Annotated in this window: 9 protein-coding genes; 6 read left to right on the top strand and 3 right to left on the bottom strand. The window is 65.1% G+C overall.

Annotated elements, in window-relative coordinates:
* Positions 1–71: 71 nt before the first annotated feature.
* Positions 72–755 carry a TetR/AcrR family transcriptional regulator gene (locus LQ954_RS08940; protein ID WP_231022801.1) on the top strand — a complete coding sequence of 228 codons (684 nt, stop codon included), beginning with the start codon at positions 72–74 and terminating at the stop codon, positions 753–755.
* A gap of 57 nt (positions 756–812) precedes the next feature.
* On the opposite strand, the gene LQ954_RS08935 is transcribed toward LQ954_RS08940, so the two are convergent.
* Both LQ954_RS08935 and LQ954_RS08930 read right to left on the bottom strand, forming a co-directional pair.
* Positions 813–3,293, bottom strand: a complete 2,481-nt coding sequence (locus tag LQ954_RS08935) for a TonB-dependent receptor (RefSeq protein ID WP_231022800.1) — start codon at positions 3,291–3,293, stop codon at positions 813–815.
* Positions 3,294–3,385: 92 nt separating this feature from the next.
* On the bottom strand, positions 3,386–4,996 hold the full coding sequence (locus tag LQ954_RS08930) for a GMC family oxidoreductase (RefSeq protein ID WP_231022799.1): 1,611 nt from the start codon (positions 4,994–4,996) through the stop codon (positions 3,386–3,388).
* A 188-nt stretch (positions 4,997–5,184) separates the two neighbouring features.
* Here LQ954_RS08930 and LQ954_RS08925 point away from each other — a divergent pair, with 188 nt between their 5' ends.
* The 5 genes from LQ954_RS08925 (at position 5,185) to LQ954_RS08905 (ending at position 11,764) form a co-directional block, all read left to right on the top strand.
* Positions 5,185–6,684, top strand: a complete 1,500-nt coding sequence (locus LQ954_RS08925) for a class I adenylate-forming enzyme family protein (RefSeq protein ID WP_269142253.1) — start codon at positions 5,185–5,187, stop codon at positions 6,682–6,684.
* 10 nt (positions 6,685–6,694) lie between these two features.
* The gene (locus LQ954_RS08920; RefSeq protein WP_231022797.1) at positions 6,695–7,936 is read left to right on the top strand and encodes a cytochrome P450; all 1,242 of its coding nucleotides are present in this window, start codon (positions 6,695–6,697) and stop codon (positions 7,934–7,936) included.
* Complete coding sequence (locus LQ954_RS08915; protein ID WP_231022796.1) at positions 7,933–8,334, top strand: Zn-ribbon domain-containing OB-fold protein; 402 nt, start codon at positions 7,933–7,935, stop codon at positions 8,332–8,334. The genes LQ954_RS08920 and LQ954_RS08915 overlap by 4 nt, the downstream gene beginning before the upstream one ends.
* On the top strand, positions 8,331–9,497 hold the full coding sequence (locus tag LQ954_RS08910) for a thiolase C-terminal domain-containing protein (protein WP_231022795.1): 1,167 nt from the start codon (positions 8,331–8,333) through the stop codon (positions 9,495–9,497). Before LQ954_RS08915 ends, LQ954_RS08910 begins: the two co-directional genes overlap by 4 nt.
* 134 nt (positions 9,498–9,631) lie before the next feature.
* On the top strand, positions 9,632–11,764 hold the full coding sequence (locus LQ954_RS08905; RefSeq protein ID WP_231022794.1) for a molybdopterin-containing oxidoreductase family protein: 2,133 nt from the start codon (positions 9,632–9,634) through the stop codon (positions 11,762–11,764).
* Here LQ954_RS08905 and LQ954_RS08900 read toward each other — a convergent pair.
* Positions 11,761–12,372 carry a TetR/AcrR family transcriptional regulator gene (locus LQ954_RS08900; RefSeq protein WP_231022793.1) on the bottom strand — a complete coding sequence of 204 codons (612 nt, stop codon included), beginning with the start codon at positions 12,370–12,372 and terminating at the stop codon, positions 11,761–11,763. The two genes, LQ954_RS08905 and LQ954_RS08900, sit on opposite strands and share 4 nt — an antisense overlap.
* Positions 12,373–12,433 lie beyond the last annotated feature (61 nt).

The following is a 12,433-nucleotide window of genomic DNA, read 5'->3' as shown; positions in this document are numbered from 1 at the left end:
TATGATTGTTAGGTTAACGCTACGCAGCGCAAGCTCTGGCCGTCAAGCAGTAAGCCGGTTAGCTTAGTGGCATGAACATCATGACACCGGCAGTCGCGAAGAGGACGAAGACGACCGTTGACGGCAAGCGTCGCGTGCCGCGTGCAGGGCGCCCGTCGTCTCCGCTGATCACGCGTGAGGCGGCGGCTGCGGCGGCGTTACGGCTCATCGATGCTAAGGGTCTGGACGCCCTGAGCCTGCAGGCTGTGGCCAAGGAGCTGGGGGTCAGTGCGCCATCGCTCTACCACCACTTCCGTGACAAGGAGGAACTTCTCGCGGAGGTCGCGCGCAGTTTGCTTTCGGAAGTCGGCCACGAGCAGGAGGAATGGTCGACGGATTGGGAGACGCGGATGGTGGAACTCAGCTGCGCGACGCGCCGCGTTGCCCTGCGCCATCCCAATGCCGCCCCGCTGTCGTTGCGCTTCTTTCCGCGGCGATTGATGCTCCCCGCCTACGAGGCCGGTTTGCGCGATTGCCCGTATCCGCTCGCCACGCACATGATCGTGCACGAAGTGATCGAGAAGTTCACTTATGGCTCGTCGCTATTCGCGGCAGCGGCGGAAACGCATCACATCCCGGCCATGCCCGAGGTGGATTCGGCCCATTTCCCCCGCCTTGCCGAGGCGCTTGAACTCGCACCCTCGGACGAGGAGATCTTCAAGGAAGGATTGCAGGTGCTGCTTGCCGGCCTCCGCGCGCGGTACGGCAGCAGGTGACAAGAAAAAGGGGCGGTGAACCCACCGCCCCTGTGAGGTTTCCCGGGAGGAAACAGATCAGAACTTGAACGCCAGTTCCACGAACACTTCGCGCGGATTGTCGACAAAGGCAGACATGTCGGCGGTGACGCCTGGGCCGGCCGTCCCGCCGCCGGTTCCGCCCGTGAACGGAATGTCGTTCGCGGCCGTGACTACCAGCTTGTTGGTGAGGTTGCGGCCGATCACCGACAGCGTCCAGCGTTCGTCCGGACCGTTGAGCGCCAGTGCCGCGTCGAGCTTCGCATATCCCTTCTGAATGGCATCGGGGCGGAGCGCATCGGTAAAATTATACTTCGACGTATAGCTCACATCACTGGAGGCACGCACCGACCATCCCGAGTCGGTCACCGGCACTTCGAACGTGAAGCCGGCGCGTCCGGCGAACTTGGGCGCCTTCGGGGGCGTGCGACCGTCATAATCCTGCGCGTTGAAGACACCGCCGGCGGGCTGGAGATTGCAGCCCAGCGCGATTGTCTGCCCAGGATAGCATTGGCCGATATAGTCCTGGTATTTGACGTCGTTATAGGCTGCCGCACCACGCAGGCTGAAGCCGTCGATCCCCGGCACGCGGAAGTTGAAGTCTGCTTCCACGCCCTGCGTGCGCAGCTTGCCGGCATTGCCCGCGGTGAGCGACACGGTGGTTGGGTCAAAGAACTGGACCTGCAGATCCTTATATTCGTAGCGATACGCCGTCAGGCTGAAGGTCAGCCGGCGACCGAAGGCCAGCGTGCGATAGCCGATCTCGCCACCCTCTGCCGTCTCCGCGCCGAAACGGCCCTGATCCTGTAACACGGCGGTCGGGGCCGGCGTCAGCGCCTGCGAGATGTTGAAGCCGCCCGCCTTGAAGCCCTGCTTGTACGAGGCGTACAGCGTGGTGTCGGTATCCGGCTTGAACCGGATCGTCGCCTGCGGCGAAATGTTGTCGTCCCGGTAGCGGTCGGTCACGACGATCCCACCGGGGAAGGCCGCAGCAAAGGCTGCGTTCGCCGGCAGTGAGCGCTGGTAGCTGTCGCGTGCTTCCAGGCTATAGCGCGCCCCGGCCGACAGTTCGAACTGCTCCGACAGATTGAGCGTTCCTTCGGCGAACACCGACATGGAGTCAGTCTTGAAGCCATTGTCGCGCTTGAAGCTGACGTACGTGCCCGTACCCGGATCAAACGGCACCGGCGCAAAATAGGCATCGGTATTGAAGACGAAATCGCCGTGCGCATAGAAGCCGCCGAACAGAATGTTAAACGGCCCGTCGAACTTGGACTGGAACCGTAATTCCTGCGAAAACTGATCAAAATCGGCGAGCTGGCTGAACCCGGCCGGATAAGCTTCGCCCGACACGTTGTTCAGATCATATTGGCGGAAGTGATAATAGCCGGTGATGGACGTGACATCGAACGGATCGCTCGTCACGTTGGCGGTCACGATGCCGTATTGCGACGCGAAATCGCCGTACATGTTGCCGTCGCGGGCATAGCGATAATTGGCCTCAGCCACCTGAATGGGGATGGCGGACTGGTCCGATCGCCCGTTAATGCGGCAATCCGCATTGGGGCTGGGCGGTATACCATTCGCCGCAAGCGGGGTGGTGCGTCCGCCCCCGCACAGCCGTTCCACGATGTCGGTGGGACCGCCATCCTTCACCTTTGTGAAGCCGCCCTTCACCTGCAGGTTGAATGCGCTGCTCGGCTCCCATTCGATCGTGCCACGAGCGCCATAGGCTTCCGAAAAGCCGCGCCGGTCGCGGTCGCGGGTGCGGAACTGGCCGGGTATGTAGTTGGTGTACTCATCCGCCGCCGTGTTGGTGAAGGCACCCTTCGCCTTGGAATAACGGCCGGCGACACGCGCTCGCAGCGTGTCGGATACCGGGCCGGACAGATACCCCTCGACATAATGTTCGTCGGCATTGAACCCGTACCCGCCCTTGATCCCGCCCTCGAACGTATTGGTCGGGTTGTTGCTCGATACGCTGATCAGGCCGCCGGTGGTGTTCTTGCCGAAGAACAAGGCCTGCGGGCCCTTCAGAACCTCGACGCGCTGGATGTCGAACTGCGGGAGGCTGATCTCGCGCCCGCGGCTCATCGGCAGGCCGTCGATGACGAACGACACTGACTGGTCGAAGCCGGCGCTCAGCGCGGTCGAGCCGACGCCGCGCAGGAAGATGCTGGCGGAAGAGCCTGATGCTGCCTTGCCAGCAATCAGCGAGGGCACCAGCGTCGCGATATCGCTGACGCGGGTTGCCTGATATTGGGTCAGCGTCTCGCCGCCGACTGCGGTGACCGCGACCGGCGCGTCGAGCAGACGCTCGTCACGGCGCCGGGCGGTGATGATGATCTCGCCATCGCCGGCTGCAGAAGGCGTCGTGTTCGCGGGGCGGGTTTCGCCGGTCGCGGATGCCTCGACCCCGCCGGTCGCGGGCTCCTGCGCCGTCTGCGCCTGCACGGTCAGGGGCACAATGGCTGTGGTGGAGGTCAGCGCCACCAAGGCGAGCCGCAAGGAACGCTTCATCCTTCAACATCCTCTCTGGAAACACGTGGTGCGATCTTCTGTCGCGCGGCCGAGAATTCGGCCGTAACAAACCTAATGTCAATAGATATTGATCATTCCTGCAAGGCGACCCGATCGCGAAGGATCAGGTCCGCAGCGCGCCATGCCATTGCCATGGTCGGGCCCTGCGTATTGCCAGCCGGGATTGTGGGCATGATCGAGGTGTCCATGACGCGCAGGCCGTCGACCCCGCGCACGCGCAGTTGGGGGTCCACCACGGACGCCGCGTCACTTCCCATTCGGCAGCTGCCGACCGCATGATAGCCGCAGGTGCCATAGCGATCGTATGCTTGCAGAATTTGCTCGTCGGTTTCGTATTGCGCGCCCGGCATGGTCTCCTGGCCGACCAGCTCGCCGAGCGGCGGTTGGCGGACGTAATCGCGCACTACCCGGATTGCGCCGATCATGGCGGCACGGTCTTCCTCGTTAGCGCGGTAATTCGGCCGGAACGACGCCGCCGCATCCGGATCACGGGTAGTGATATGGATGCTGCCGCGCGAGGACGGACGCAGCGGATAGACAACAACGTGCATACCGGGAAAGCGCTCGACATCCTGCCGCTGCTTGGCGAAATCGAACGAGAATGGCGCAACCAGCATCTGCGCATCGGGCCGGTTCAGCCCCGGTCGCGTGCGGAACCAGCCACCGATCTCATATGCAGCGGCTGCCATCGGGCCTGAGCGAGTCAGGTAATATCGCGCAGCGGACCGCAGAAGCCGCCAGCCATGGAACTGCTTGTTCTGCGAAATGTCGCGTTTGACCTTCCACTGCACAATCAGCCCGCGATGTTCGATGAGCCCTTCGCCGACTTCCGGATTGTGGTGGATCAAGGGAATGCCGAGCGCGGCCAGTCGGTCGCGGTCGCCGATGCCCGAGCGCTCGAGCACGCCGGGACTCGCCATTGCGCCGCCGCAGACGATCACCTCACCCTTCGCCGCCAGCGCCTCGCGCTTGCCAGCGCGCACCACCTCAACTCCGGTGGCCCGCTTGCCGTTAAAGGTAACGCGATCGACCGTGCAGTCGGTCATCACCGTCAGATTGGCGCGCTTCTCCGCCGGGCGCAGGAAAGCGGTTGCGGCGCTCTGCCGCTTGCCGCCGGAGATGGTGCGCGGCGTGAAGCCAATGCCGTCACCATTGTCGGGCGCGTTGACATCTTCCTTGCGCGGCCACCCCATCGCCTCGCCTGCGGCGATCTGCGCCTCCGACAATTTGTCGCGCAGCGTCGGCATGGTCACCTTGAGCGGGCCGGCGGCGCCACGGGTTTCTGCCGCGCCCAGCTCATGCCCTTCCAGCGCCGCATAGGCCGCGCCGATATGCTGCCAGCTCCAGTCGTCGCTCGACACTTCCGCGATCGCGTCGAAATCGGCTGGCTGCCCGCGCACGTACATCATGCCGTTGGTAGAGGTAGATCCGCCCAGCACGCGTCCGCGCACCCACATTTCGGATTGTTCGCCGGTGCAGGCGTCGGGCTGACTGGCATAAGCCCATAGGTGCTTGGGATCGGCCATCACCTTGGCGAGCCCTTTGGGCATGGCGATGAAAGGGTGCGTGTCGCGCGGCCCCGCCTCGATCAGGCACACCGCGACGTGGGGATCTTCAGACAGGCGATAGGCCAGCACGCATCCTGCTGCTCCCGCCCCCACGATCACATAATCGTAGCCCATTCGCGCGCCCTCTCCCGGGTCGGCAGCATCGCGTGCCGCTCAACCTACGGTGAATAGGTAACGTCATCGGACGCACGACGACAAGTCCCAGATAGAGAAAAAACTATTGCTATTAGGTTGACGCCTTTTTAGCTTCAGTAACAACAAGGAGAACGTACGCCGGCCAAGCTGGCGTCGGAGAGGGACGTATGCCGCAGACGTTGCCGAATGCCATCGCATGGTGGGCCAGGATGCGTGGCGATCAGCCGGCCGTGGTCCTCGACGGCGATGTGCTCACGTATCGCGACTATCACGAATGGTCCGCCCGGGTTGCTGCGATGCTGATCGCCGACGGGCTCCAGCCGGGTGACCGCGTTGCTATCTGTGCCACCAATAGCCTCGCCTATGTCGCCCTGATCATGGGCACGATCCGCGCCGGCGGGATCGTGAACCCGGTCAACTTCCGCTACACCCCGCGCGAAATCGCTGAACTGGTCGAAACCACCGAACCAGCCATCTCATTCGCTGATCCGGCTTATAGCAGGAATATGGCGGATGCCGGTCTTTCGCCCCGCGCGATGACGGAAATCGACGCATTGCGCCACGGCGCGCCGATCACCCCGTCGCACGATCCGCAGCCTGATGCGCCAGTGGTCATCATCGCGACCTCGGGCTCCACCGCCAAACCGAAGGGCGTCGTCTTCACGAACCGCTCGATGACGGCCTATGCCGCCAGCTGGGCAGTGGAGGAGACGAGTTCCGCGCCTGGATCGCGGGTCATCAGCCTTGCGCCGCTCAACACCTCGGCCGGCTTCGTTCAGCTGATGCATTATACGACCCAAGGCTGCACCATCTACATGGTGCCGCAGTTCATTCCCGCCGATGCGCTTCGGCTGATTGAGCAAGAGCGGATCACCTGCTTCGGCGCGGTGCCGGCCTTTTTCGAGTTCATCGCCGCCCTGCCCGAGTTCGCCGACGCCGACCTGTCGTCGATTAAGCTCGCCACGGCGGGCGGCGCGCGCGTCAGCCGCCAGTTGCTGGAGACCTACAAGGCCAAGGGAGTCACCATTCGCCAAATCTATGGCCAGACCGAGGTTGGCGGCAACGCGACGATGATGCCCGAGCATCTCGCCATGGACTCGCCCGAGAAATGCGGCTGGGGCAACATCTTCATGGACCTGCGGGTCGTGCGCCCCGACGGTACGGACTGCGATCCGGGTGAGCCCGGCGAGATCGTGATGCGCTCGCCTGGCATGATGCAGGGCTATTGGCGTAACCCGGCGGAAACGGCGAAGACGATCCGCGACGGCTGGCTCTATTCCGGCGACATTGGCACGCTGGACGAGAACGGTCTGCTCACCTTCGTTGACCGGCTGAAGGACCTCATCATCTCGGGCGGGCTCAACATCTCCGCCGCCGAGGTGGAACGTGTGGTGTGCGAGTTCCCCGGCATCACCGAGGCACTGGCGATCGCCGCGCCTGATCCCAAGTTCGGCGAGACGCCCTTTGTCGTCTATCACGGCCCCGCCGAAATCGATGTCGCGGCGCTGATCCGCTACTGCGACACCAACCTCTCCAACTACAAAGTGCCGCGCTACGTCGCCTTCTCCGCCGATCCGCTGCCGCGGCTCGCGACGGGGAAGCTGTCCAAGCCCGCAGTGCGTGAACTCTACGCCGGGGCGCACGAGCGCCTCTCGCGCGTCCGCTGAGGAGCCTCACATGAACGCTCATGCCGCCGTTGCCGCCGCGCCCCGTCCCGTGCCCGCGCACGTGCCGCCCGAACTCGTCTTCGATTTCGACATCTATGCCGATGCGCGCATCGGCGAGGACGTGCAGGGCACTTATGCCGCCGCGCTCACCGATGCGCCGCCGGTCTTCTGGACGACGCTGAACGGCGGTCACTGGATCGTGAAGGCGTTTGACGCGATCACCGCTGTTGTCACCGACCCCGAGCATTTCTCCGTTCGCGAAATGCAAATCCCGCGTGTCGCGAACCCGCCCTTCTTCATCCCCCTGAGCCTCGACCCGCCCGAGAACCTGCCGTACCGCCGCGCGATGATGCCGATGTTCGGCCCGGTCGCGATCAAGGCGATCGAGCCGCAGATCCGCGATTGGGCGCAGAAGCTGGTGGATCAGGTCGCCGCGAGCGGCCGCTGCGACTTTCAGGGTGACGTGTCCAAGGTCTTCCCCGTCAGTGTCTTCATGGAGCTGATGGGCATGGACCTCGCCCGCCTGCGCGAATTTCGCGAACTGGCGGAAGCATTCTTCGACAATCAGAACAACGCCGAGGAAATGGGGCGCCTGTCCGGCCTGATCCTGGGCGAGATGAAGGCGTTGATCGAGGAAAAGCGCGCAAATCCCGACGACAAGTTGATGAGCCACTTCATCACCGTCGACATCGGCGGGCGGACGATGAACGAGGACGAAATCCTCGCCATGAGCTTCGTCCTGTTCCTCGGCGGCATGGACACCGTCACCAACGTCACCGGCTTCGCCTATCAGCAGCTGGCGCAGATGCCCGAGTTGCAGGCCCGCCTCGCCGCCGACCCGTCGCTGATCCCCGCCTTCGCCGACGAGGCGATCCGCCTTTACGGCGTCGTCAACACGCCGCGCCTCGTAGTGCAGGAACAAACGATCGGCGCGGCCACATTCAAACCGGGCGAGATGGTGTTGTGCGTCCTGTGCCTGGGCAGCCGCGACCCCGCAAAGTTCGATGCACCCAATGCGTTCGACATCGATCGCAAGCGCACCGCGCACCTCACCTTCTCCAGCGGGCCGCATCTGTGCATCGGCCACGTCCTCGGCCGCGCGGAGCTGCGCATCCTCACTGAAGAATGGGTGAAGCGAATCCCGTCGTTCAAGCCGGTGGCAGGCGAAAAGCACGCGGTTCGCACCGGCACGGTCATGGCGCTCGAGAACCTGCCGCTCGAGTGGACACCTGTTGAACGGACCGGAGCATGAGCCGAGCGGACGGCGCGGACGCACCTTACTGGAACGGTTTGGAAGAGGGAAAACTGACGCTGCCGCGCTGTGACGGCTGCGACCGCTGGATCTGGCCCGCTGGCCATCGCTGCGGCGCGTGCGGCACCACCGGCGTCCATTGGGTCGAGCGGCCGATGGCGGCCACGGTCTTCTCCTGGACACGCACGTGGCACGCCTTTGGCGGGGCCGAGTCGCTCGGCCTGCCGTTCACGACCGTGCTGGCGGAGATTGAGGATTGCGGCATCCGCCTGCTCGGGCGGCTCGACGATCCCGACCGGATCGATCCCATATTGGGCGAAAAGCTGACCGGCCAGATCGGCCGCACCCAGGCCGGCGACGACTCCATTCCCACCATCATCTGGAGCCGTGCCGCGTGACGCATCCCCTCTACGGCACCACCGCCATCGCCGGCGTCGGCCTGAAGCAATATAAGCGCGGCGCCTCACCGCTGCCCGAACGCAGCGTGCTGGTGGAAGCGATCCTCGCTGCCTGCGACGAGGCCGGTTTTGATCCGGCCGAGATCGACGGCTTCGTCTCCTATGGCGACGACAAGAACGAACCCGTCCGCCTGATGCCCGAACTCGGCAGCCGCGAATTGCGCTGGTCGGCGCAGGTCTGGGGCGGCGGCGGCGGCGGGATCGCCGGCGCATTCGGCGTCGCGGCGGCGGCGATCCTGTCCGGTCAGGCCAGCGCAGTCGTCATTTTCCGCGCGTTGGTAGAGGGGTCGAGCGGCCGCATGTCGGCCGCCGTGATGGCCCACCATCTTAACGATCACCTGCGCGCGACCGGCATGGTTTCGCCGGCGCAGGCCTGCGCCGTGCGAGCGACACGGTTGTTCGACCACCACGGCGTCCCCCGCGACATCGTCGAGGAACTGGTCCGCGCCTCCTATCATCACGGCAGCCGCAACCCGGAGGCGGTGAGCTACGGCCAGACGTTCGACGTCGAGCAGTTGCGGCAATCACGCCTCATTGCCGAACCCTTCCGCCTGTTCGATTGCAGCCGCGAGAATGATGGTGCCGGCGCCTTGCTAATGGTGTCCGCCGAGCGCGCGCGCGATCTGGCCAAGCCGCCGGTCTATATGCTCGGCTGCGCACAAGGCGCCGAGGCCGGCTGGGGCGACCTGCTCGAAAATGACGACGCCGACCTTTATGTCACCGCCGGCTTCCGCGGGCTGGCGAAGCGGCTTTATGCCGACACCGGCCTCACCCCCGCCGACATCGACGTGGTCCAGCTTTACGAGAATTTCGACGCGCAGGGCGTCATGTCGCTAATCGATCACGGCTTCTGCACCTACGAAAATGCGACGGAGGTGATCCGCTTCGACAACCTCATCGTCGATGGCGGCAAGCTGCCGATCAACACCTCGGGTGGCAATCTCGCGCAAGGCTTCATCCACGGCATTGGCCTGCCCATCGAAGCAGTCCGCCAGCTGCGCGGGGAAAGCGCCAACCTAGTCGCCGGTGCGCGGACGTGCCTGCTCGCCGGCGGCCCGGGCGCGCCGACGGTGAGTTCCGCGATCTTCGCCAATGCGATCTAACCACCGCCTCACCCCGGCGAAGGCCGGGGCCCGATATCGGTGAGGTCGACAATGCACGCAGCGCGTCGTTACCTTGACCTTCCGAACTGGGCCCTGGCCTTCACCGGTGAGGCGCCGAGAGAGCACGGCCACACATGACCACCGAGGCTCGCACTTTCTGCCGGATCTGCCAGGGGATGTGCGGCCTCGTCGCCACCATCGAAAACGGCCGTGTCACCAAGGTGCGCGGCGACAAGGAGAACCCGCTCACCCGCGGCTTCGCGTGCAGCAAGGGCCTCGCCTCGCCCGAGTTCCACTATGGCCCAAAGCGCCTGCTGCGACACCAGCGCCGCCGCCCGGACGGCACGCATGAGGCGATCGGCTTCGGCGACGCGATCGACCTCATAGCGACGCGCCTGCGACCGATCATCGATCGCCACGGCCCGCGCGCGATCGCCGCTTATGTCGGCACGCAGGCGACCTGCAACGCCATCTACCGACCGCTCGCAATCGACTTCCTGCGCGCGCTCGGCTCGCCGTCGCTGTTCACCTCCATGACGATCGACCAGTCGGCCAAGTGGGTGACGATCGGCCGCATGGGAAGCTGGCTCGCTGGGCGCCAGCCGCTGAAGAGCGCGGACGTTTGGCTGCTGTCGGGCGTCAACCCGATGGTCTCCCTGTCGGGATGGTCGGGCAATCTGCCGCCCTATGATCCGGTAAAGCAGATCAAGGAGGCGCGCCGCGCCGGCCTCAAGCTGATCGTGATCGATCCGGTCCGCACCCAGACGGCGGCGAACGCCGACCTGTTTCTCCAACCGCTTCCCGGTTACGACGCCGCGATCTTCGCTGCGCTCCTCAACATCATCCTGAGCGAAGGCTGGCACGATGCGGCCTTCTGCGCCGAGCATGTCGCGGGCCTCGCCGAGCTGACCCAGGCCGTCGGCGCCTTCGATCCCGCGCTGGTGGAAGCGCGCGCCGGATTAGGGTTCGGCCAGCTCCACCAAGCCGCCGCCATGTTCGCCCGCGACGGCCGTCGCGGCTGCGCCGGTGGCGGCACCGGCCCCAACATGGCCGATCACTCCAACCTCGCCGAGCATCTGATCGAGACGCTGAACGTCGTCTGCGGTCGCTTGCTGCGTGCCGGCGAGCCGGTGCCCCGCCTCCCCGTGCTCAACCCCGACCGGCCAGTCCGTGCCGAGGTCCGGCCGGCGCGCCGCGAGTGGGAGAGCGGCCATCGGGGCGTCACCGGCTACGGCACGATGTTCGGCCAGATGATGACCGCAACGCTCGCCGACGAGATCCTGAGCGATGAACCCGGCGGCATTCGCGCGCTGTTCTGCATTGGCGCCAACCCCGCCAACGCCCTCCCTGACCAGCGCCACGCCCTAACGGCGCTCCGCAGCCTCGACCTGCTCGTGACCAGCGACGTGGTCTGGTCCGAAACCGCGAGACTCGCTGATGTGGTCTTTGCCGTGAAGCAGCCGTTCGAACGCCCGGACCACACACAGTTCCTCGAGGCGCTTGGCCTCGAACTGCCCTTCGCGCAATATACCCCCGCGTTGGTGGACCCACCGAGCGAGGCCGACGTGGTCGACGATTGGCGCGTCTATTTCGCGCTCGCGCAGCGCCTTGGCCTGTCACTCGACCTTGCCGGCCCACTCGACATGCATGAGACCCCCAGCAGCGATGCATTGCTTGATCGGCTCGCAGGCGGCTCAACCGTGCCGCTGTCCGTCGTGAAAGCCTGTCCTTCCGGCGCGGTGTTCGACCGCCCCGTTCCTACCGTGAAACCAGCCCGCGGAGGCCGGCGCGATCGGCTGACGATCGCGCCCCCGGACGTGCTTGTCGAGTTGCGCCAGTGCCGATCAGACCTGGCTGTCGCACGCACGGTGCGGGGCGGGTCAGCGTCGCATCTCCTGGTCGCCCGGCGCGAGCGAGAGACGATGAACAGCTTCGGCCGCGATCTTGCTGGCACCCGAAAGCGGTTCCCGCGCAACCCGGCATGGATTGCGCCGGTAGATGCCGACACGCTTGGTGTCTCGAACGGTGACCGCGTCCGCGTGATGGCCGAGCATGATGCCGTGATCGCAGAGGTGCAGATCGATTCCGCGATCCGGCCGGGGGTCGTATCCATGTCGCACGGCTGGGGCGGCTTGCCCGATGCGACCGATCCGTTGCGCGACGGCGTGTCCACGACGCGGCTGGTGGCGCGCGATCGTGCGGTTCAGCCGATCAACGCCATGCCGCGGCTGTCGGCGATTCCGGTGCGACTGGAGCGCGCTGATTAGGGCGCCAGCCGCATGCCCCAGCTCTTCGTTGCCGCCCGAGCCATGGCTCCCCCCAGGAACATGCGCAGCGTCTCGACGAACAGCTCCTCGTCGGCAAACGGGTTCGACGCGAGCGCATGCGTGAGCGTCGGATATCGCGCAGCATCCACTGTGGGGAAGGAGGGAACGTCAGCCGATCGCGCGAACGCCTCGAACAAGGCCGAGCCGAACGTGATCTTCTCCGTCCCTTCGATCACCGCCATGTGCAACTCGGCCGCGAGTGGATCCTCGCGCGCTGCACGGTCATATTCGTCCAGCAGAAGATGGCGCGGGAAATATTGGAGGATCAGCGAAGCGGCCCGCGGGTGTTCCAGCAACGATCGGCGTGTCTTGAGGCACAGCTCAATAAGTCGCTCCGGCCAGTCCGCTTCGTCCAGCGCAAACTCGCCGGGGTCAAGCAGCAGCAAGGCCACCTCCGCCAACACCTCCCGCCGATCGCGAAAGTGATGGTAAAGCGAGGGCGGCTTGACCCCCAGCCGCTGGGCAACCAGCGCCATGTTGAAGCCATCAAGCCCGTGTTCGTCGATCACTGCAAGCGCCGCTTCCGCAGCCCCGCGACGCGATATCATCGGCTTGACTGGTCTTGGCACGATCTCGCTTCCTCATCGCTGCGATGACCAGCCGGCTGGT

This window comes from Sphingomonas sp. IC-11, from assembly GCF_021043365.1.
Taxonomy (GTDB): Bacteria; Pseudomonadota; Alphaproteobacteria; order Sphingomonadales; family Sphingomonadaceae; genus Sphingomonas.
The sequence above is the reverse complement of the archived record's forward strand: the minus strand, read 5'-3'. Positions and strand labels throughout refer to the sequence as shown.

Coding starts and splice junctions, on each gene's coding strand:
- LQ954_RS08935 (WP_231022800.1), bottom strand. CDS start 3,293: ATGAAGCGTTCCTTGCGGCTCGCCTTGGTGGCGCTGACCTCCACCACA.
- LQ954_RS08930 (WP_231022799.1), bottom strand. CDS start 4,996: ATGGGCTACGATTATGTGATCGTGGGGGCGGGAGCAGCAGGATGCGTG.
- LQ954_RS08905 (WP_231022794.1), top strand. CDS start 9,632: ATGACCACCGAGGCTCGCACTTTCTGCCGGATCTGCCAGGGGATGTGC.
- LQ954_RS08920 (WP_231022797.1), top strand. CDS start 6,695: ATGAACGCTCATGCCGCCGTTGCCGCCGCGCCCCGTCCCGTGCCCGCG.
- LQ954_RS08915 (WP_231022796.1), top strand. CDS start 7,933: ATGAGCCGAGCGGACGGCGCGGACGCACCTTACTGGAACGGTTTGGAA.
- LQ954_RS08940 (WP_231022801.1), top strand. CDS start 72: ATGAACATCATGACACCGGCAGTCGCGAAGAGGACGAAGACGACCGTT.
- LQ954_RS08900 (WP_231022793.1), bottom strand. CDS start 12,372: ATGATATCGCGTCGCGGGGCTGCGGAAGCGGCGCTTGCAGTGATCGAC.
- LQ954_RS08925 (WP_269142253.1), top strand. CDS start 5,185: ATGCCGCAGACGTTGCCGAATGCCATCGCATGGTGGGCCAGGATGCGT.